The 21,340-nt window shown below is 39.4% G+C and carries 17 protein-coding genes; 14 read left to right on the top strand and 3 right to left on the bottom strand.

Going from position 1 to position 21,340, the window contains the following annotated elements:
* Positions 1–7: 7 nt before the first annotated feature.
* The 10 genes from uvrA (at position 8) to IGJ49_RS08400 (ending at position 11,750) form a co-directional block, all read left to right on the top strand.
* A complete protein-coding gene (gene uvrA, locus IGJ49_RS08445; protein ID WP_010735229.1) occupies positions 8–2,827 on the top strand; it encodes an excinuclease ABC subunit UvrA in 2,820 nt (939 codons plus the stop codon).
* Positions 2,828–3,089: 262 nt separating this feature from the next.
* Positions 3,090–4,355, top strand: coding sequence for a D-aspartate ligase (locus IGJ49_RS08440; protein WP_438723104.1), 1,266 nt, complete (start codon positions 3,090–3,092; stop codon positions 4,353–4,355).
* 3 nt (positions 4,356–4,358) lie between these two features.
* Positions 4,359–5,063, top strand: coding sequence for an amino acid racemase (locus IGJ49_RS08435; protein WP_010735231.1), 705 nt, complete (start codon positions 4,359–4,361; stop codon positions 5,061–5,063).
* A gap of 375 nt (positions 5,064–5,438) precedes the next feature.
* The gene (gene rapZ, locus IGJ49_RS08430; RefSeq protein WP_010735232.1) at positions 5,439–6,323 is read left to right on the top strand and encodes an RNase adapter RapZ; all 885 of its coding nucleotides are present in this window, start codon (positions 5,439–5,441) and stop codon (positions 6,321–6,323) included.
* Positions 6,320–7,315, top strand: a complete 996-nt coding sequence (locus IGJ49_RS08425) for a gluconeogenesis factor YvcK family protein (RefSeq protein WP_010735233.1) — start codon at positions 6,320–6,322, stop codon at positions 7,313–7,315. Before rapZ ends, IGJ49_RS08425 begins: the two co-directional genes overlap by 4 nt.
* A gap of 36 nt (positions 7,316–7,351) precedes the next feature.
* Positions 7,352–8,287 carry a DNA-binding protein WhiA gene (whiA, locus tag IGJ49_RS08420; RefSeq protein WP_010735234.1) on the top strand — a complete coding sequence of 312 codons (936 nt, stop codon included), beginning with the start codon at positions 7,352–7,354 and terminating at the stop codon, positions 8,285–8,287.
* Positions 8,288–8,489: 202 nt separating this feature from the next.
* On the top strand, positions 8,490–8,909 hold the full coding sequence (locus tag IGJ49_RS08415) for a hypothetical protein (RefSeq protein ID WP_010735235.1): 420 nt from the start codon (positions 8,490–8,492) through the stop codon (positions 8,907–8,909).
* Between the two features lie 37 nt (positions 8,910–8,946).
* Positions 8,947–9,231, top strand: coding sequence for a helix-turn-helix domain-containing protein (locus IGJ49_RS08410; RefSeq protein ID WP_023519818.1), 285 nt, complete (start codon positions 8,947–8,949; stop codon positions 9,229–9,231).
* A gap of 126 nt (positions 9,232–9,357) precedes the next feature.
* Positions 9,358–10,170: a hypothetical protein gene (locus tag IGJ49_RS08405; RefSeq protein WP_155237740.1), complete on the top strand. Its 813-nt coding sequence runs from the start codon at positions 9,358–9,360 to the stop codon at positions 10,168–10,170.
* A 380-nt stretch (positions 10,171–10,550) separates the two neighbouring features.
* On the top strand, positions 10,551–11,750 hold the full coding sequence (locus IGJ49_RS08400) for a hypothetical protein (protein WP_148294492.1): 1,200 nt from the start codon (positions 10,551–10,553) through the stop codon (positions 11,748–11,750).
* Between the two features lie 371 nt (positions 11,751–12,121).
* Here IGJ49_RS08400 and IGJ49_RS08395 read toward each other — a convergent pair whose 3' ends face one another.
* Positions 12,122–12,637: a DsbA family protein gene (locus tag IGJ49_RS08395; protein WP_010735239.1), complete on the bottom strand. Its 516-nt coding sequence runs from the start codon at positions 12,635–12,637 to the stop codon at positions 12,122–12,124.
* Between the two features lie 291 nt (positions 12,638–12,928).
* Between IGJ49_RS08395 and nifJ the strand changes: the two genes are divergently transcribed.
* From nifJ to glmM, 4 genes are all read left to right on the top strand, one after another.
* A complete protein-coding gene (nifJ, locus tag IGJ49_RS08390) occupies positions 12,929–16,606 on the top strand; it encodes a pyruvate:ferredoxin (flavodoxin) oxidoreductase (RefSeq protein WP_438723099.1) in 3,678 nt (1,225 codons plus the stop codon).
* 170 nt (positions 16,607–16,776) lie between these two features.
* On the top strand, positions 16,777–17,661 hold the full coding sequence (gene cdaA, locus IGJ49_RS08385) for a diadenylate cyclase CdaA (RefSeq protein WP_010735241.1): 885 nt from the start codon (positions 16,777–16,779) through the stop codon (positions 17,659–17,661).
* Complete coding sequence (locus tag IGJ49_RS08380; RefSeq protein ID WP_438723097.1) at positions 17,658–18,833, top strand: CdaR family protein; 1,176 nt, start codon at positions 17,658–17,660, stop codon at positions 18,831–18,833. The genes cdaA and IGJ49_RS08380 overlap by 4 nt, the downstream gene beginning before the upstream one ends.
* Before the next feature lie 23 nt (positions 18,834–18,856).
* Positions 18,857–20,212, top strand: coding sequence for a phosphoglucosamine mutase (gene glmM / locus IGJ49_RS08375; protein ID WP_010735243.1), 1,356 nt, complete (start codon positions 18,857–18,859; stop codon positions 20,210–20,212).
* Positions 20,213–20,285: 73 nt separating this feature from the next.
* Here the strand turns inward: glmM and IGJ49_RS08370 are convergent, their stop codons facing one another.
* The gene (locus IGJ49_RS08370) at positions 20,286–20,636 is read right to left on the bottom strand and encodes a hypothetical protein (RefSeq protein WP_438723994.1); all 351 of its coding nucleotides are present in this window, start codon (positions 20,634–20,636) and stop codon (positions 20,286–20,288) included.
* 4 nt (positions 20,637–20,640) lie between these two features.
* On the bottom strand, positions 20,641–21,246 hold the full coding sequence (locus tag IGJ49_RS08365; protein WP_349519610.1) for a helix-turn-helix domain-containing protein: 606 nt from the start codon (positions 21,244–21,246) through the stop codon (positions 20,641–20,643).
* Positions 21,247–21,340: the final 94 nt, after the last annotated feature.

The raw sequence follows: 21,340 nt of genomic DNA, 5'->3' as shown, positions 1-21,340 counted from the left end.
GGTAAACATGGCTAACGATAAAATTATTATTCATGGCGCAAGAGCGCACAATTTGAAGAATATCGATGTGACGATCCCACGTGATAAATTCGTGGTCGTCACCGGATTATCCGGTTCAGGGAAAAGTTCACTTGCTTTTGACACATTATACGCAGAGGGACAACGCCGATATGTCGAAAGTTTATCTGCGTATGCCCGTCAATTTTTGGGGCAAATGGATAAACCGGATGTCGATAGTATTGATGGACTTAGCCCAGCAATCTCGATCGATCAAAAAACAACCAGTAAAAACCCTCGTTCTACCGTAGGGACAGTCACAGAGATCAATGATTATTTACGTTTGTTGTTTGCTCGGGTCGGTCATCCGATCTGTCCAAATGACCATATCGAGATCACCAGTCAATCCGTCGAACAAATGGTGGACAAAGTGCTAGAACTGTCTGATCGGACGAAGATCCAAATTTTAGCACCGATCGTGGTAAAGAAAAAAGGACAACACAAAAAAGTATTTGAACGTGTCCAAAAAGAAGGGTATGTTCGTGTTCGTGTAGACGGAGAAACCTATGACGTTAGCGAAGTACCTGAATTAGAGAAAAATAAAAAACACGATATCGCGATCGTGATTGACCGAATCGTGGTCAAAGAAGGCGTCCGCTCTCGTTTATTCGATTCTATCGAAGCAGCGCTTCGTTTAGCGGATGGCTATGTACTGATCGATGTGATCGGGGAAGAAGAAATGCTCTTTAGCGAACATTATGCGTGTCCGTACTGTGGGTTTACAGTGGGAGAATTAGAACCGCGCTTATTTTCTTTCAATGCACCATTTGGCGCATGTCCGGATTGTGATGGTTTGGGTGTCAAATTAGAAGTCGATATCGATCTAGTGATCCCAGATAAAACAAAAACATTGAACGAAGGAGCAATCATCCCTTGGAATCCCATCAGTTCGCAATATTATCCACAAATGCTGGCTCAAGCGTGCGAAAGTTATGGCATCGATATGGATACACCATTTGAAGACTTACCTATTGAACATCAAGAAATCGTGTTGAATGGTACCTCAGAGCCCTTCCATTTCCACTACGAAAATGATTTTGGAGGAGTGAGAGATGTTGAAACGTCATTTGAAGGGGTGATGACCAATATCAAACGTCGCTACCATGATACGAACAGCGATTTTACGAGAGAACAAATGCGTCTTTACATGACAGAATTGACGTGTAAGACTTGTGACGGTTACCGGTTGAATCCACAAGCTTTATCCGTACAGATCAATGGTACGAATATTGGTCAGACGAATGAGTTGTCGATCCAACATGCCGTTGAATTTTTTGAAAATCTAACTTTATCAGAGCAAGAAAAAGTCATCGCTCGTCCGATTCTAAAAGAAGTCAATGATCGTTTGTCATTCTTAGAAAATGTGGGTCTTGATTATTTGACACTTAGTCGTGCTTCGGGCACTTTATCAGGCGGAGAAGCGCAACGGATTCGTTTAGCCACACAAATCGGTTCAAATCTATCGGGAGTTCTTTATATCTTAGATGAGCCTTCCATTGGCTTGCATCAACGGGACAATGATCGCTTGATCGGTTCATTGAAGAAAATGCGTGATCTTGGCAATACCTTAGTGGTTGTGGAACATGATGAAGATACGATGCGTGCAGCTGATTATTTGATCGATGTTGGGCCTGGTGCGGGACATCAAGGTGGCGAGATCGTTTCTGCTGGAACCCCAGCTCAAGTTGCGAAGGATAAACATTCATTGACCGGACAATATCTGTCTGGCAAAAAATCGATCCCTGTTCCTGAAACAAGACGAAAAGGTACAGGGAAAGCGATCAAGATCACAGGTGCGACAGAAAACAACTTGAAAAACGTGTCCGTCGAGTTTCCTTTGGGTGAGTTCGTGGCGGTCACTGGAGTCTCTGGTTCAGGGAAAAGTACGCTTGTGAACAGTATCTTGAAGAAGGCATTAGCACAAAAAATCAATCGTAATTCAGCCAAACCAGGAAAGTTCAAAACGATAACTGGTTATGAAGGAATCGAAAAAATCATTGATATCGATCAAAGCCCGATTGGTCGGACACCAAGAAGTAATCCGGCGACTTATACGAGTGTTTTTGATGATATCCGTGATCTGTTTGCTCAAACTAATGAAGCGAAGATGCGTGGCTACAAAAAAGGTCGTTTCAGTTTCAATGTGAAAGGTGGACGCTGTGAAGCTTGCCGCGGGGATGGGATCATCAAAATCGAAATGCATTTCTTACCAGATGTGTATGTCCCATGCGAAGTCTGTCATGGGAAACGTTATAACTCAGAAACATTAGAAGTTCATTACAAAGGAAAAAGTATTGCGGATATCTTAGAGATGACGGTTGAAGATGCCGTTGAGTTTTTCCAACCGATCCCTAAGATCCATCGAAAACTACAAACGATCGTTGATGTTGGTTTAGGGTATGTCACGATGGGACAACCAGCAACGACATTGTCCGGCGGAGAAGCGCAACGAATGAAACTTGCGAGTGAACTGCACAAAATTTCTAATGGGAAGAATTTTTATATTTTAGATGAGCCGACTACAGGGCTTCACACTGATGACATTGCTCGTTTATTGCATGTTTTGCAACGATTGGTTGATGCAGGAAATACTGTGTTAGTCATTGAACACAATTTAGACGTCATCAAAACAGCGGATCATTTGATCGACCTAGGACCTGAAGGTGGCGAAGGTGGCGGTACGATCCTAGCGACTGGTACACCAGAGGAATTAGTGAAAGTCAAAGAAAGCTATACAGGACATTATTTGAAAAAAATCATGGGAAAATAATAAAAGTGATGATGATAGTTAAAAAAATATTAAAAGAATACAATATGTATTGTTTTCTTTTCATGAATATTCTAGAATATTTTATATGGTAGTTCTTTCTACACTTATTGGTATAGATAAAAACTTCCTATAAGTTCAATCCGTTCAAAAAAGAATTGAGCAATCGGAGGAGATTCCTTTGATTGCTTTTTTCTTTATGGTATGATATTCCTTGTGTAATTGTAAAAGAAAAAACAAGAGATTATTAAGTTAGTGAGAGATAATGATGAACAGTAATGAAAAAAATGAATTTATCCCTATTTTATTAGGTAGCGATATGAACGTTTATGGTATGGCCCGTTCATTTCACGAGGCATATGGCACAGTTTGTCAATCCTATGCGTCGAATCAATTAGCGCCTACCCGCTATAGCAAAATCGTAAACGTTGAAGTGATTCCAGGATTTGATCAAGATCCGGTTTTTATAGAGACGATGAGACGTTTAGCAAAAGAAAAATATACGGATAAAAATAAAAAATATTTACTGATAGCTTGTGGCGATGGATATGCCGAGTTGATATCTCAGCATAAAGAGGAGCTGTCTGAAACTTTTATATGTCCTTATATCGATTATTCACTTTTCGAGCGATTAGTGAATAAAGTGAGTTTTTATGAGATATGTGAAGAATATCAGTTACCTTATCCCAAAACATTGATCATTCGAAAAGAAATGTTGAACAATGGCCGCTTGGAACAAGAGTTACCTTTCAATTTTCCTGTAGCACTAAAACCGGCAAATAGTGTGGAATATTTATCTGTCCAATTTGAGGGACGAAAAAAAGCGTTTATTATTGATAATCGCGAGGAATTTGATTTGATGTTAGGTCGGATCTATGAAGCAGGTTATAAGAGCGAAATGATCGCACAAGATTTTATTCCTGGGGATGACAGCAATATGCGTGTTTTGAATGCCTACGTTGATGACCAGCATCAAGTACGAATGATGTGTCTAGGACATCCATTACTTGAAGACCCAACACCAGCGTCTATCGGAAACTATGTGGTGATCATGCCTGACTATAACGAGAAGATCTACCAAACGATCAAAGCATTTCTAGAAAAAATCGAGTACACTGGTTTTGCAAACTTCGACATGAAATATGACCCACGAGATGGGGAATATAAATTATTTGAGATCAATCTTCGTCAAGGAAGAAGTAGTTTCTTTGTTACGCTTAATGGTCTGAATTTAGCACGTTTTCTAACAGAAGACCGTGTCTTTGGTGTGCCATTCGTGGAAACGACCTACGGAACGAACCAATCAGACCAAGCGAAGCTATGGCTTGGCGTGCCTAAAAAAGTCTTTTTGACTTATGCCAAAGAGAACGAACAAAAACAACGTGCCTTGCAGTTGATCAAAGAAAAACGCTATGGAACGACTGTGTTTTATGCGAAAGATCATTCACTTAAACGCTGGGTATTGATGACTTATATGTTCCGAAACTATATTCCAAGATTTAAAAAATACTTTCATTCGAAAGAAGGCTAGTTCATGGAGAATTTTTTCAGCATCTTAGGTGGGATGGGAACGATGGCAACGGAAAGCTTTGTACGCTTGATCAATCATCGTGTCAAAGCCGCCAAAGATCAGGATTATTTGAACTATGTATTGTTCAATCATGCGACAGTTCCTGATCGAACGGCCTACATTTTGGATCAAACAAAAGAAAATCCTGTCTCTTATTTAGTAGAGGATGTCAAAAAACAAAATTTACTACAACCGAATTTCATTGTTTTGACTTGTAATACAGCTCATTACTTTTTTGATGACTTACAAGCAGAGACGACGATTCCGATTTTGCATATGCCACGAGAAGCGGCAAAAGAGCTTGTCCGTCAAAAAACAACGGGTAAAGTAGCTGTTTTAGCAACTCAAGGAAGTATTCTTGCCGGCGTTTACGAAAAAGAAATCAAAGCGTTAGGATTTGACGTGGTGATTCCTGACCAAGAACTACAAGAAAAAGTGAACTACTTGATTTATCATGAAATCAAAGAAGCAGATCGCTTGAACAAAGAACTTTATTTTGAGATTTTAGAAGAAGTCGTTCAACGATTGGCATGTGAAAAGATCATCTTAGGCTGTACAGAATTGTCTTTGATGCAAGAAGTTGCCTCCGATAATCCTTATCCTGTGATCGATGCGCAGTCGATATTAGCTGATCGAACAATCGAGATGGCACTATCTGCTCGAAAGTAAGATAGGTTTTGAGTGTAATAATAGTTGTGGGCTGAGTTTGATCCACAGGGGTTCAGCTCCTATAAATTAGCGCGAAAAGAGTTAGAGACAGAAATGTTTCCCCTCGAGAAATAAGACGCCATCCACGAAAATTGTTCTTCAAATTTTTGTGGATGGCGCCTTATTTCCGAAGAGCGTACTTTTGTTCTCGCCATTTATTCGGTTTTAGAATGTGCGAGAGGACTAATGTCCCACTCACTTTTCGTGCTTATTTTGAAGTGATTTGTTTTTGTTTCACAGTCTTTGAATAAAATCAAAAGAAATCGAATTCAAACTAGCAATGATACGCCCGGGATGATATAATTTTATAGGAGAACGAGAGAGGAGGCCATACGGATGGCTGATAATTTAGAACTAGTAATCATTACAGGAATGAGCGGTGCAGGTAAAACTGTGGCCATTCAAAGCTTTGAAGATATGGGGTACTTTTGTATCGATAATATGCCCCCAACACTGATCCCGAAATTCTGGGAACTGATCAAGGAATCGGGGAAAGTCACAAAAATGGCACTTGGTGTGGATCTACGTTCACGCTCTTTCTTTGAAGAGATCCAAAGTATGTTGATCGAGATCGAAAACACAAATTTCATCGATACCTCTGTCTTATTTTTAGATGCTTCTGATGAAGAGTTGGTTGCTCGTTATAAAGAAACCAGAAGAACACATCCGATGGCGATGGATGGTCTAGTAACGGAAGGTATTCGTAAGGAACGGGCGATTTTAAATGACATCAAAGCACAAGCTTCGGTCATTATTGATACGACGACTTTAACTCCACGACAACTACGTGAAAAAATCAATCAAACATTTAAAACAAAAGATGATCAAGGATTTCGCATCGAGTTTGTTTCGTTTGGTTTCAAATATGGATTACCGATTGATTCAGATATTGTAATGGATGTTCGCTTTTTACCGAACCCTCATTATATCGCTGATTTAAGACCATTGACTGGGAAAGATAAACCAGTCTATGATTACGTCATGTCCTTTGACGAAACAGAATTATTTTATTTGAAATTCCTTGATTTATTAAAGACAGTCATGCCAGGATATATCAAAGAAGGAAAAAGCAGTTTGACTGTAGCAATTGGCTGTACGGGTGGACAACACCGTTCAGTTGCTTTAACAGAAAGGTTATCTCAAGCGCTTAGTGAAACATATAAAGTCAATGTAACTCATCGTGACAAAGATAAGCGCAAAGAGACGGTGAACCGCTCATGAAAATGAAAACTTACCGAATTCGAAAACCCAAAATCGTTGTAGTCGGAGGCGGTACAGGCTTACCTGTTATTTTGAAAAGTCTACGTAATCAAGGAGCCGATATCACGGCAATCGTGACTGTCGCAGATGATGGCGGTAGCAGCGGTGAGATTCGCCAGTCGATTGCGATGGCTCCTCCAGGAGATTTAAGAAATGTGTTAGTCTCGCTATCTGATATGCCTCAATTTTACGAAGATATCTTTCAGTACCGTTTCAAAAAAGAAGACCAATTTTTAGCCAATCATACCATTGGTAACTTGATCATTGCGGCAGTTGCTGAAATGAGAGGGAGTACTTATGAAGCAGTGCAACTATTGTCTCGAATGATGCACGTGGATGGTCACATCTATCCCTCTTCTGAAACGCCGTTGACTTTACATGCGGTCTTCAAAGATGGAACGACAGCGATCGGAGAATCTAAAATCGCTCTTGACCGCAAAACGATCGATCGGGTATTCGTGCGTAATACAGAAGACGAAAGTGAAGCCAAAGCAGGCCGCAAAGTCGTTTCTGCGATCATGGAAGCAGATATGGTCGTCTTAGGACCGGGAAGCTTGTTCACGAGTATTCTTCCTAACTTAGTCATACCAGAAGTTGGTGAAGCCATGCTTCAAACGAAAGCAGAGGTCGTGTACATTTGTAATATCATGACACAAAAAGGGGAAACAGAACATTTTTCAGATGCAGACCATATTCGTGTGTTGCATCAACATTTAGACCAACCCTTTATCGATACTGTTTTAGTCAATACAGAAAAAGTACCAAAAGATTACATGGACCCGGAAATCTACGATGAATACCTTGTCCAAGTAGCACATGATTTTAATGGCTTAAGAGAAGAAAATTGTCGGGTCATTTCGACAGACTTTTTAGAGTTGAAAAATGGCGGGGTCTTCCATGATGGTGAAAAGGTAGTTGAAGAACTATTTCGTATCGTCTTTGGCTCAAAGTAATTAAAGGAAAAATTTTGTGAAAAGGAGGTGGATAACGTGTCATTTGCAGCTGAAGTCAAGAAGGAATTGACTGGTTTGGAAGTCCATCGAGAACATGCAAAAGCGGAATTAGCCGCGTTATTACGAATGAATGGCTCACTTGGAATCGTCAACCAGCAATTCATCTTGAATGTACAGACAGAAAACGCCGCAATTGCTCGACGGATCTACTCACTTTTAAAAGATCATTATCAAGTACGAAGCGAACTGCTCGTACGCAAGAAAATGAAATTAAAGAAGAATAATGTCTACATCGTTCGCTTGAAACAAGGAACAAAAAATGTATTGATGGATCTGGATATCATGGATGGCATGATGTTCAATGGGCATGTTTCCGATGAGATCATGGGAAATGCACAAAAGATGCGTTCATATTTACGTGGCGCATTTATGGCGTCGGGTTCAGTCAATAACCCGGAAACAAGTCGTTATCACTTAGAGATTTATTCGATCTACGAACAACATAACCAAGATATTTGTAATATGTTGAATTACTATGGTTTACACGCGCGTACACTAGAAAGACGTAATGGCTATATCTCTTATTTAAAAGGGGCCGAAAAAATTGCTGATTTCTTGACTCTGATTGGGGCAACAAATTCGATGTTGCGCTTTGAAGATGTGCGGATCGTGCGTGATATGAGAAATTCAGTGAACCGGTTAGTCAATTGTGAGACGGCTAACCTGAACAAAACCATTGATGCAGCATCAAAGCAGATTGAAAATATTGAATTGATCGAAGCACGAGTGGGTTTACAAGCACTTCCGGAAAAGTTACAAGAGATTGCTGAATTACGCTTGCAACATCCTGAAGTCAGTTTAAAAGAACTAGGAGAAATGATCCCATCCGGAGCGATCTCGAAATCAGGGATCAATCATCGGATTCGAAAAATCAACGAATTTGCTGAAAAATTAAAGGAACAAGCATCCTAACGAACAATGAATTTATTGTTCATTTAATGGAAATATAAACATATTGTGGTTTGACTAATTTGTCTTTTGCTTTTAGGGTCCATCGAAGCAAGAGGATAGATGTCAGACCACTTTTTTTCTTTTTCTTAAAAATGGGCCTGAATCTAAAGTTTAGGTACTTATAATGAATGTAAATTAGTGATAGTGAGGAGGAGATTGCATTATGGAAGAAGCACATAAAAGTAAGAAACGTAAAATAGATGAACTATATCCTACAAGAGACCTAAAAGAAAAGCGTGATCAAGCCATTTATCGTGAGTTAATATCAGGTCAGTTGGAAAAAGACATCATGAACAAGTATCAAATCAGCAGAGAGCGCCTCTATACAACCAAGAAAAAGCTGGCAATCCAAGAGATTATCGGGCAAAAAAGCCAAAAAAAAATTGCCTATCGGTTGAAATTGACAGTCTCACAAGTTCGTAAGTATCGAAATGATTATATTTATACCGCATTAGCAAAAAATGGAGAGATAGCAGCATTAGCAGCTGAATTTCAGATGAGTGAAAAACAAATCTTGCAGATTCGCAATAAAAGGATCGAGTTTAACAGAAGTAGCAAAAGATTCACAGTTATCAGTCAATAAAATTTGTTCAATCAGAAATGAACAGATTATCGAACGATTGAAAGAACAACATCCTGAAGAAATTGCCAGAGATTTCAATTTATCAATGGAACAAGTATTTTTGATCAAGCAACGTTCGCTAGAATCAAATAGTAAGACAAAAGAGTTGTCTTCCGCGAACAAAAATCTCTTGGATCAATTAGAGGAACGCAAAGCGAAGATGCTAAGTTTACTTGAAGAAAGCAAAACAACAAAAGCTGTAGCACAAGAATTAATGATCAGTCAACGAGCAGTCATTGATATCCGTAATCGGGAAATCGAAAAATCATTCGAAGCTGGATAGACTGGCCAAGAAATCAGTCAGCGATTCCACATTGGAATCGAGGAACTCTATCGACTAAGAGATGTTCGTCTATTGATACAAAGCGATCAAGGGAAAACGAGTAGTCTTCTTTCAAAAAGATTTAATGTGTCATTATCCAGAGTTGGATCGATTTTGTGTCGGAATAATGCTTCTAGTAAGCTTGATCATACTACAGCAAGCTCTCGAAAAACATTTGATATTTCAGTAGTGTCTGATGAGACAAGACAAGAAATTCTGAAACGAATCAAAGAAACAAAAATAACGAAGGCTTTGGGAAAAGAATTAGGAGTAATCGTCCCCCTGATCTATAAAGTGAGAAATCATGGGATATTAACAAAATTGAACAGTGGAGAATCCACTCAAGCGGTCGCAGAAGAATTCAAAATGGATATCAAAAATGTTCGTGAAGTTATTTTCCGAGCAAATCTGGCAGAATTTCCAAATATCAAACGACGTACTTTAGATTATTTGACACCTGAACAAGTGCAAACAGTTAGAAACTGCCTCAATCGCAAGATGACGATCAGAGAAATCTCTGAAGTACTAGGAATCAAAGACTCGCTGGTCAGATGTGTGCAAACAAAAATGAAATCACAAAAAGGAACAATCAAGATGAAGCATCGAGTCACAAAAGAACAAAAAAAGCAGATCATGCAAGACCTAAACTACATGACTCCTTTTGTGAATTCTTCGAAATCAGGGGTTAGTGAGTCGACCATCCGCGTTTTGGCTACTAGGTTTGAAGAAATCAAGGGGAGAGAAATCCAAGAAAGACGAAAAACAGCAAAAATGAAGGCACTACAAAAGATGGATGAACTACTTACTAAGGTGAAAGAAGAAGCGAAAATCCGCAATATCCAGCAAATTATTCAAAAAGAAAAAATGCCAAAAACGAAATTGATGACACAACGTGAATAAATAGATACGAGTAATGGACAGTATTCTAAAGAGCATTAGCACTCTTTTTGATCAAGACGAAGTAGAATCATTCCCTTGATCTCTTTTTAGCATATGTTGAAAAAAAGAAAGATCGATCAAAGAAATACTCCTATAACGAGAGAATGAAACAAACAAGTTAGGAGGAAACTGTAAATGAGTGATTATGAAAAACAGGTAGTGACATCCAAAAGAAGATTTCAAATACGTACGCAAGCAATCGAAAAAAACAAGACGTATTAGCGGAAATAAGACATCGCAAAACGAACGCATATATCATAAAAAAACATCACCTTACTCTTTGGCAGGTCAGATTCGTTATAAAAAGAGAAATTATACGACAGATCAAAAAAGGTACGCGTATGGAAATAATCGCTCACCGATTGAATATGTCGCTAGATCAAATTCGAGAGGTACGCAATAACTATATCAAACATCATCTAATAAACGGTGCTTCAAAGAATGATCTCGCTAAAAAGCTACATATGGAGCATCAACAGATACTTACTATTCGAAATCATATGATCGAGAAAAAGTTAGTTCAAAAATTGACTATCAAAGAAGTTGCACACAGGTGGAGATTGGCAGAGAGTAGTGTAGAAAAGATACGAGAACAAGCCATTTTAAGACGATTACAAATGACTCATCCAGAAGATGTTGCCACTACTTTTCGATTATCAGTTGAAGATGTTTTACGTATTCGTCAGAAAATTAGCCAACCACTTGCCTTGCAAGGTCATGTCACAAAAGAAAGTAAGAAATGGCTAAAAAATATCAATCGACAAGAACAAGCAATTGTCGCGAGCTTAGAACAAGGAAAGCCAACAAGAATCATTGCCCAGCAATTGAATATCAACCAAAAATTTGTGATTCGGACACGCACGCGTCATATTGAACAAGCATTCGAGCAAAGGCAGCCACTAGTAGAAATCAGCAAGCGATTTTATACACCTGTGGATGAACTAAGAAAACTTAGGAATCAGCGAATTTTGTATTATCGCGAGGGTGGAATCAAAGCAAGGATCTTAGCTAGAAAGTTCAATATGAAAACTACTGCACTTCGGAAAGTCGTTTATCATAATCGAGCAGTAAAACAGCCCATGAAAAAAGATAAGAAAGAGAATAAAACTGAGCCACTGACGTTGTTTTCAGTTGAAGCATGTGCCAAATTTATGGAGGAATTAAAAAAAAGGAAATCAATGGCCGAAATTGGTCTCTCTCTTAACTTGGATCACCATAAAACTTGTGCAATTAGAAATCACCTGCTTTTAACGAAGCTTAATAACGGGGAGAAAACAGAAGCTGTCGCAAAGCAATTCAATACTAATTTGACCAATATCTATCAAATCACGTTTCAAGCGGATCTAGTAAACTATCCCAATATCAAAAAACGGACAAATAGTTATTTGACAGAGGAGCAAACGCAAGATGTTAAGCGGATGATTGGGGAAGGAAAAACAAACAGCCAAATTGCGCAGCTACTTTCGGTAAAAAAATCATTAGTCATCAGTAAAAGGCGATCATTGAAAAGACTGACAAGATTATCTAACAAAAAGTATTGAATTACAGATGAACAAAAATCAGCGATCCTTGCAGATGCTAGGTATCTCGATAAGGTCACTAATGCCATGAAACATGGGGTAAGCATAGAGTCAGTTCGAGTCATCTCGAAGCGCAATAATAAAATGAGCATAAAAAAATCAGTGAACGTAAAAATGATGTGGAGAAACTAAAAAAATTCAAGGAAATAGAAAAGGAAATCAAACGACAAGCAAAAGTAGAGAATATCAAGCGGGTCCTCCAAGAAAAGCCGCAACAGTTTCGTTCAACCAAGCATACTTCGTTACTACAACGATAAAAAATAGACCGAAAAAGCCAATCGCTTTTCAGTCTATTTTTGATTTTGAACATCAAGGAATGATCAAATGATGAATTATTTAACCAATTCACTCAATTCTTCTGGTGTAATCGATTCATCAAAGATATGTTCATCGATGATTACAGTAGGGACGAATTGGATGTGAGCAGCATTTGCTTCATCAATGATTGCTTGAGTAGTTGCTTGGTCTTCTTGTTCGGTTAAACCAAGTGTTTCTGTTGCATATTCGGCAATGCCGGCTAAATCAAGTTGTTTCCATTCATCTTGCGCATCGAAAATCGCTTTGATTTGTTTTAATGCGACTTTTCCATCCGTCGTAGTGATATGATGATGCATCACATTTCCTTTTTGTAAACTAGGTTTTTCTTTGTCGAACAATTTGATGATTCGTAAGAGTCTTCCAGATTGAACCGCCTCTTCTAAAATGTCATAAGATTCGATAAACCATTGTCGACAATAAGGACAAGCAAGATTAACAAATTCGATCATTTGTTTTGGTGCATTTTCGTTTCCGTACATGATTCCAGTAGTTTTGTTTGTTTTTGTTGCATCAATAATTGAAATATCCATTTTTTAACACCTCTTTATTCTATTGTAATAACTTTGCCCTGAAAAAGACAATGATTTGTTCAAAGAAATAAATGTGTGTGAATCGTTAATCTCTCATTTCCTAGATTAAAAAGCTAAAAGTTGTAAGAAGGGAAAAGCTATTTTTTTATTTTTTACCTGTCGATTCTGGTCGAAGCATTTCTGTCATATCTTTAGCATGTGATTTTTCTTTCAAAATTAGGAGGTTTTCTTTGTTCGTTTACGGTATAATAATAAAGATTATTTAGATAAATTGAGCAAAGGTGATGAAACATGCGGAAAATGAAGACGATGGATGGGAATACTGCTGCGGCATATATTTCATATGCCTTTACAGAATTAGCAGCGATCTATCCAATTACGCCTAGTTCAACAATGGCTGAACTGGTTGATCAATGGGCAGCTTCAGGTAAAAAAAATATTTTCGGACAACCAGTGAAAGTCGTAGAGATGCAATCAGAAGCTGGTGCTGCTGGTGTCGTACATGGGTCATTAAAAACCGGAGCATTGACAACAACGTACACTGCTTCACAAGGATTATTATTGATGATCCCAAATATGTATAAGATAGCCGGTGAACTTTTACCTAGTGTTTTTCACGTAGCTAGTCGAGCAGTGACGACGAATGCGTTGAATATTTTTGGTGATCATGGCGATGTGATGGCCGCTCGCCAAACAGGATTTGCGATGCTTGCGGAAAGCAGCGTCCAAGAAGTGATGGATTTAGCGCCAGTTGCGCATCTAGCTTCCTTAGAAGGAGAAATCCCTTTTGTTAACTTTTTTGATGGTTTTCGAACGAGTCATGAAATCCAAAAAATCGAAGTGTTGGAATATGATGAATTAGCTCCTTTGATTCCTCAAGAAAAATTGGAGGCCTTTCGTGAACGTGGAATGAATCCTAATCGGCCGAAGACCAGTGGGACGAATCAAAACCCTGATGTCCACTTTCAACAACGAGAAACGATCAACCGATACTATGATCGTTTGCCCCAAATCGTGAAAAAGTATATGGATAAAATCAATGAACTTCGAGGAACTTCTTATGATCTGGTCACTTATTATGGAGCGGCTGACGCAGAAGAAGTCATTATTTCAATGGGATCAGTTGCGCAAACGATCCAACAAACAGTTGATTACTTGAACCAAAACGGTCGTAAAGTCGGCTTCTTGAATATCCACTTATATCGTCCGTTTCCAATTGAAACATTGATTGAAAAACTACCGAATGCCGTAAAGGCAATTGCTGTTCTAGATCGCAGTAAAGAGCCGGGAGCAGGGGGAGAACCTTTATTATTAGACGTTCAAAGTGCGTTATATGATGCAGAACGTCATCTGAAAGTGATCGGCGGACGTTATGGCATTGGTTCAAAAGATGTCACCCCTGATCAGATTGTAGCGGTATATGATGAATTGAAAAAAGAAAAAACGGATATGAAGAAACGTTTCACGATCGGGATCATTGATGATTTAACTTACTGTTCTTTGGAGGTTGGCCCATCACTTGATTTGACTGAAGCGAATACTTTCCAAGCGAAATTCTGGGGATTTGGATCTGATGGAACAGTTGGAGCAAATAAATCAGCGATCAAAATCATTGGTGACCATACAAACAAATACGCACAAGGCTATTTTTACTATGATTCAAAAAAATCAGGTGGTCTGACTGTTTCACATTTGCGTTTTGGCGATACACCGATCCGTTCGACCTATTTAGTCGAACATGCCGATTTTGTAGCTTGTCATACCCCTGCTTATCTTCACAGCTATGATTTAGTCAAAGGGTTGAAACCTAAGGGGACTTTCTTATTGAATACACTTTGGTCAGACGAACAACTAGCTACGCATCTACCGACCCATTTAAAACGATATTTAGCTGAAAATGAGATCCAATTTTATACGATCAATGCGATGCGTTTGGCGCAAGAAGTAGGTCTAGGTCGGCGGATCAATACGGCGATGGAAACAGCATTTTTCAAGTTGGCGAATATCATACCTTTCGAAGAAGTCCTACCGATTTTGAAAGAGGAAGCCTTGAAGAGTTATGGTCATAAATCAATAGCGATCGTTGAAAAAAATATCAAGGCGATCGATCGTACAGTGGAATTGTTGCATAAAGTCGAAGTGCCGGCTGAATGGGCAACATTGGCGCTTCCTGATAAGGAGAAAAATACTCAAAATCGCTATATCAGAGACATCCTTGAACCAATCAACGCTCAAGAAGGAAATCAGCTCTCAGTGAGGACCTTAGCAGAAAACGGAATGACACGAGGCGATATGCCTTTAGGAACCACTGCTTACGAAAAACGCGGAGTAGCACTTGAAGTACCTGAATGGATCAGTGAGCGCTGTACGATGTGTAATGAATGTTCGTTCGTTTGTCCTCATGCAGCGATTCGACCATTCTTAGCCGATGAGGAAGAACTAGAAGAAGCACCGGAAGGGTTCATTGTTCGAGAAATGCGTGGGCCAGATGGTTTGAAGTATCGCATCCAAGTGTCTGTCGAAGACTGTACTGGTTGTGGCCTATGTGTTGAAGCTTGTCCAGCAAAAGGTAAAGCACTAGTGATGAAGCCCTATGAAGAACAAAAGAAACAAGCAATCAACTGGGCATTTGCGATGACCTTGCGACAAAAAGAAAATCCGATCAAAGGCAAAAATACAGTGCTATCAACACAGTTCAATCAACCTTTATTAGAATTTTCCGGGGCATGTTCCGGTTGTGGGGAAACGCCTTACGTGAAGCTATTGACACAGATGTTCGGTGACCGTATGATGATCGCCAACGCGACAGGTTGTTCATCTATTTGGGGCGGAGCAGTGCCGGCTTCACCATTTACCACAAATGATTGTGGGCAAGGACCTGCGTGGTCAAATTCATTATTAGAAGACAATGCTGAATTTGGTTATGGGATGCTTTTAGCCGCACAAACAAGAAGAGAAGCTTTAGCAGAAACGATGAAAAAAGTGATGTCTAAAGTCTCCTTAAAACTACGTGAATTGATGGAAGATTGGTTGGCGCATATGTTTGAAAGCGAAGGAACCCAACAACGGGCAGCTAAATTACGTGGGGCAATCGAAAATGAGCTTGAAGCTGTTCCTGAATTACAAACGATCTACCAAGAAAAAGATCTATTTGTCAAAAATAGTCAATGGATGATTGGTGGTGATGGCTGGGCGTATGATATCGGTTTTGGCGGAATCGATCACGTCTTGGCAAGTGGCGCAGATGTAAACATTTTAGTCATGGATAACGAAGTTTATTCCAATACAGGTGGACAAGTCTCGAAAGCTACACCTGCTTCAGCAATCGCTAAATTCTCAGCAAATGGGAAATATGCTTCGAAGAAAGATTTAGGTATGATGGCGATGACATATGGGAATGTGTATGTAGCACAGATCGCTTCAGGCGCGAATCAAATGCAAACGATCAAAGCATTTGAAGAAGCAGAAAAATTCCCTGGACCATCGTTGATCATTGCGTATACGCCATGTATTGCTCATGGGTTACTAGGTGGAATGAAAGAATCGATCAAAGAAGCAAAAGAAGCAGTGGCTTCAGGCTATTGGTCGTTGTATCGCTATAATCCTGAATTGATCGAAAAGAAGAAAACGCCGATGACGCTAGACTATAAAAAGCCTGATTTTACCATGATGGCTGACTTCATGCGCAAGCAAGTCCGTTTTTCATCGCTTGAAACGATTCATCCGCAGGCAGCGGAGCAGTTATTCAATAAAACGATCCAAGATGCGAAAAAACGGTTTTACAACTATGCGGCGATGACTGGTCAATTAGAAAAAATCAAAGCGAAGATCGAACCGACAGAAGGTACTGAAAGTCCAGAGATCGAAAAACCGAGAGTCAAAAAAGGACGAACGGTTGATCCGGAAGCAGAAGCTAGACGTGCTGCCAGACGTGCCGCTAGAGCGGAACGAAGAAAAACCAAAGAATGATAAAACGAAACGATCCAAGGAAATAGAATAACTTATTGGTGAATAAATGGAAAATGTAAATTTCTTGAAAAAAATTGGTTTTTGTTAGGAAATTCCAAGCAGATAAGTCTCTTCTGAGGAAACATATGATATACTAAAGAGGAAATCTCAAAAGAGAAGAGAGGCTGTCTATGTCATTTCAAATCGGAGAACTTTTTAATTTAGACTATTGGCGACAAATGTTTTCCGGTGACTTGTTTTCTCAGAATTTTTTGGTGAACATACTCGATGTATTGGTTGTTTGGTATTTAGTTTATAAACTCATTCAACTATTGCGAGGAACAAAAGCAATCCAATTGCTAAAAGGGGTAGGGATTTTTGTTGTTATTCGGATCTTAGCCGAGATTATTGGTCTACATACCTTATCTTGGTTGATGAATCAAGTGATCACGTATGGTGTGATTGCGGCTATCGTCATTTTTCAACCAGAGATACGGCGTGGATTAGAACACCTCGGTCGTAGCTCACTTTTCAAACAATCGAAGAGTGAGAAGCAAGAAGATGAACAGATGATCCTTTCTTTCGACAAAGCGATCCAATATATGTCCAAACGTAAAATCGGTGCCTTGATCACGATCGAACGCCACACCGGGTTGGATGAATATATCGAAACAGGGATTGCTTTAGATGCCGATATCACTGGCGAATTACTGATCAATATTTTTATTCCGAATACACCGCTGCATGATGGTGCAGTGATCGTAAAAGATGGAAAAATTGCAGTAGCCAGTGCCTACTTGCCTTTATCTGAAAGTATGTTGATTCCGAAAGAATTCGGAACCCGTCACCGAGCGGCTGTCGGAGTCAGTGAGGCGAGCGATGCGATTACGATCGTTGTCTCAGAAGAAACAGGAGATGTCAGCATTACGTTGGATAACCAATTGATGCCTGGCTTATCTCAAGAAGAATATTTGACGATCTTGCGTAAAAATTTGATCGTCGAAGAAAAAAACAAAAATAAAAATACGCTCCAAACCTTCTTAGACGTGATGACTAAAGGAGGGGATCACAAATGATCTCAAAAGATAGGCGTAAAAGTATCTTATATGCGTTTGTTGCGTTATTATTCAGTATTGTGCTGTATTTTAATGCAAATGGACAATCTGTCCAAGACACGCTGTCAGGAAATGAAGCCTATACGCAAAACGTTTCTGATGTGTCAGTACAACTTTTATACGATACGGATCAATATTATATCCATGGATATGAGAGTATGGTCACAGCGAAGTTGTCCAGTGCCAATCGTGTTCAGTTGAATGCCGAAGCAATTGAAGATACAAGAATGTTTCGGGTGACAGCAGATCTCACTGGTTTAGGTGAAGGAACACATGAAGTACCATTGAAAATCAGAAATCTGAGCAGTGCAGTCAAAGCAAAACTAGAGCCGGATACGATCACAGTGACTATCGAGAAAAAAGTGACAAAAGAATTTGAGGTCACGCCTTTACTCACAACAGAATCAACTCCAGCTGGATTCGAATTGAATGACCTTGAATTATCACCAAAAAAAGTGACGGTCACGACTGGCGATCAGACACTGGAAGAGATCCAACAGGTCGTAGCGAGGATCGAACCTGCGATGATCACGGACGATGGGGTCGATACGAGAGTCACTGTTCAAGCATTGAATAGTGCAGGAGAACCTTTAAGTATTGTTTCAGATCCAGTGCAAGTCACTGCAAAAGCAACGGTAACAAAGCCTACGAAAACGATTCGACTTTATGGAACAGCACAAGGGACCCCCGCAGATAATGTGGAGAGTTACGATTTCAGTTTCTCTGACATTGAAGCAGAAGTCACTGGTTCAGAGAGTCAACTGGCTCAACTAGGAAATAGCATCACGATACCAATCGATATTTCTGGGATCGTCCACCGGACGACAAGAAATATTGATATTCCGGTAGAGAGTGGACTTAGTATCACACCACCTTCAATCGATGTTGAGATTACACCGGTCCTGAAAACAAGCACGGAAAACACTAGCCGTTCTAATTCGGGAAATTCCGGAAATTCGGGAGGAAGTACAACTTCTGGTGCAGGGTCGACACCTGCGAACTCTTCGTCATCGACGACACGTCAGTCTGAAGAGACGCAGTCAACATCGAGTGAAGGGTCGAATGAATCATCAAGTGAGACGACACAATCAAGTAGTCAACCGAATAGTCAAGAGGATTCATCGGAAAATTAAGTTAAAGGAGCAAATTTACAGCTATGGGTAAATATTTTGGAACGGACGGTGTCCGTGGAGAAGCGAATAAAGAACTAACACCGGAATTGGCCTTCAAATTAGGACGTTGCGGCGGTTATGTACTGAGCCAACATGAGAAAGATGGAAAACGTCCACGTGTATTGGTTGGACGTGACACAAGAATTTCAGGTCAAATGCTTGAAGAAGCGTTAGTTTCTGGTCTGTTATCTGTCGGGATCGAAGTTTTTCAATTAGGTGTGATCTCTACACCAGGAGTGGCTTACTTGACACGTTTGCAAAAAGCAAGCGCAGGTGTCATGATTTCTGCTTCACACAATCCAGCTCAAGATAACGGCATCAAGTTTTTTGGTGCAGATGGATTTAAATTAGATGATGACCAAGAATTAGAAATCGAAGCATTGTTAGATGCGGAAGTCGATGAATTACCACGACCTTCTGCTGAGGGATTAGGTACAGTCGAAGAGTTCCCAGAAGGGTTGCTGAAATATTCACAATTCTTAGTACAGACGATCAACGGCGATCTTTCGGGCTTAACGGTCTGTGTAGATGCGGCAAATGGTGCAACAGCAACATCTGTCAATCGCTTGTTTGCTGATTTGGAAACTGATTTCTACACGATGGGAACAAATCCGAATGGCTTGAACATCAATGACGGTGTCGGATCAACGCATCCTGAGCGTCTAGCAGAAATGGTAGTAGAAAAAGGAGCAGACGTCGGTCTTGCCTTTGACGGCGACGGCGACCGTATCATTGCGGTGGATGAATTAGGAAATATCGTAGATGGCGATAAGATCATGTTTATCTGTGCGAAATATTTGTCAGCTAAAAATCGTCTGAAAAAAGATACGATCGTTACAACGGTCATGAGTAACCTCGGCTTCCATAAAGCGGTCGAAGAAATCGGTTTGAAAGATGTTGTGACACAAGTGGGCGACCGCTATGTGGTCGAAGAAATGCGTAAAAATGACTACAACTTCGGTGGCGAACAGTCTGGTCATATGATCTTCTTAGATTTCAATACAACTGGAGATGGTATGCTTTCTGGGATCCAATTGTTGAATATCATGAAACAAACTGGTAAAAAATTATCAGAATTAGCAGCAGAAGTAACGATCTATCCGCAAAAATTAGTCAATATCCGTGTAAGTAACAAAAACGGTGCAATGGAAGTTCCTGCAATCAAACAAGTCATTGAAGAAGCAGAAGCTGAAATGGCCGGTGAAGGACGTATCTTAGTTCGCCCTTCCGGAACAGAACCATTACTACGCGTGATGGCAGAAGCACCATCTGATGAAAAAGTAAACTATTATGTTGACAAAATCGCAGCAGTTGTCAAAGCTGAGATTGGAATCGATTAAAACGTACGATGAGAGAATCAACCCTCAAGTAGAGGATGTTGATTCTCTTTTCTTTTGATCAAATGCACGTTCTTTAGTAATTTTTGATATCTAAAAAATCGCCAAATAGGGGATCATTTACAATGATTCCGGGGAATTCATTGGTTAGAATGAGTTGTTTGAAAATTCGGTAACCTTTTAACGACTTTGACATGCCTAATGTTTCTAAATGATGGAGTGATTGTTCCATCATTCGATCAGCAAGAGACACATCGTTTTCTAAAAAAGCAATCCAACCTTCATAAAAAGGAATAAAAATGGCTTGTTCGATGTGCTCTTCTTTAAAGACCCATGTTTTCCATAGTTTGAATGTTTCTTTAGCGTAAGCTACTTCTTCGAAGAAACAAAAGACCGAAAATATTGTTGTAAAGGTTTGATAGAGAATATCTTTATTTCCCGGTATTTTGGATAAACGCTGACTTTTCTTGACCGCAATTTTTCAAGCAACGAAATAATAGAGAAGGTTCAATTGCTATAGAGATACGGGCGAATAATTTTAACTCGTAGATACCCCAAGTATCAGTATTCAATAAATAGTGTTTGGCAGGTTCTAAGTAATGATTATGCTTTTTATATGCTTCAAGGACAGGCGTATCTTGAATAATCTCCTTTTTCATTGCCAAATCAAAACGAAATAATTGTAACACATGATCCAATTCTAAAGAATAATTTTCTTGGTAATAAATATACAATTTTTCATACTGTTCTTCTAACTTTATCCAGTCTTGGATTGTTTCGATATACATATATTCCATATATTCGATAATCGCCAATTGTGAAGCAGAAAAAGTATTCCCAGTTTGCATCAATATAAATTCATCAAGTGTTACTTGTAACTTTGACAATAAGTGATGGAATCTCTCGCATGAGATCGTTGATTTCTCATTTTCAAACTGAGAAAGAAGAGACATCGATAGCTGTTTATCCGCCAGTCCTTTAAGTAAAATCCCTTTACTTAAGCGAATTTCTTTAATTGTTTTTCCGTAACTTTTCATACGCGCACCTTCTTTTCAATATATTGAACTAAAATAAATAATACTTCTAATTTTATATATAGTTGAATTATCTTATAGAAACGAGGAAGAAGCC

Origin of the sequence: Enterococcus sp. AZ171, from assembly GCF_051714005.1 — a bacterium.
Lineage (GTDB): Bacteria > Bacillota > Bacilli > Lactobacillales > Enterococcaceae > Enterococcus_B > Enterococcus_B pernyi.
The sequence above is the reverse complement of the archived record's forward strand: the minus strand, read 5'-3'. Positions and strand labels throughout refer to the sequence as shown.

What these genes read in the sequence shown, in the direction of transcription:
- uvrA (WP_010735229.1), top strand. Translation starts at nt 8, where the DNA reads ATGGCTAACGATAAAATTATTATTCATGGCGCAAGAGCGCACAATTTG.
- IGJ49_RS08440 (WP_438723104.1), top strand. Translation starts at nt 3,090, where the DNA reads ATGATGAACAGTAATGAAAAAAATGAATTTATCCCTATTTTATTAGGT.
- IGJ49_RS08435 (WP_010735231.1), top strand. Translation starts at nt 4,359, where the DNA reads ATGGAGAATTTTTTCAGCATCTTAGGTGGGATGGGAACGATGGCAACG.
- rapZ (WP_010735232.1), top strand. Translation starts at nt 5,439, where the DNA reads ATGGCTGATAATTTAGAACTAGTAATCATTACAGGAATGAGCGGTGCA.
- IGJ49_RS08425 (WP_010735233.1), top strand. Translation starts at nt 6,320, where the DNA reads ATGAAAATGAAAACTTACCGAATTCGAAAACCCAAAATCGTTGTAGTC.
- IGJ49_RS08415 (WP_010735235.1), top strand. Translation starts at nt 8,490, where the DNA reads ATGGAAGAAGCACATAAAAGTAAGAAACGTAAAATAGATGAACTATAT.
- IGJ49_RS08400 (WP_148294492.1), top strand. Translation starts at nt 10,551, where the DNA reads ATGGAAATAATCGCTCACCGATTGAATATGTCGCTAGATCAAATTCGA.
- IGJ49_RS08395 (WP_010735239.1), bottom strand. Translation starts at nt 12,637, where the DNA reads ATGGATATTTCAATTATTGATGCAACAAAAACAAACAAAACTACTGGA.
- nifJ (WP_438723099.1), top strand. Translation starts at nt 12,929, where the DNA reads ATGCGGAAAATGAAGACGATGGATGGGAATACTGCTGCGGCATATATT.
- cdaA (WP_010735241.1), top strand. Translation starts at nt 16,777, where the DNA reads ATGTCATTTCAAATCGGAGAACTTTTTAATTTAGACTATTGGCGACAA.
- IGJ49_RS08380 (WP_438723097.1), top strand. Translation starts at nt 17,658, where the DNA reads ATGATCTCAAAAGATAGGCGTAAAAGTATCTTATATGCGTTTGTTGCG.
- glmM (WP_010735243.1), top strand. Translation starts at nt 18,857, where the DNA reads ATGGGTAAATATTTTGGAACGGACGGTGTCCGTGGAGAAGCGAATAAA.
- IGJ49_RS08365 (WP_349519610.1), bottom strand. Translation starts at nt 21,246, where the DNA reads ATGAAAAGTTACGGAAAAACAATTAAAGAAATTCGCTTAAGTAAAGGG.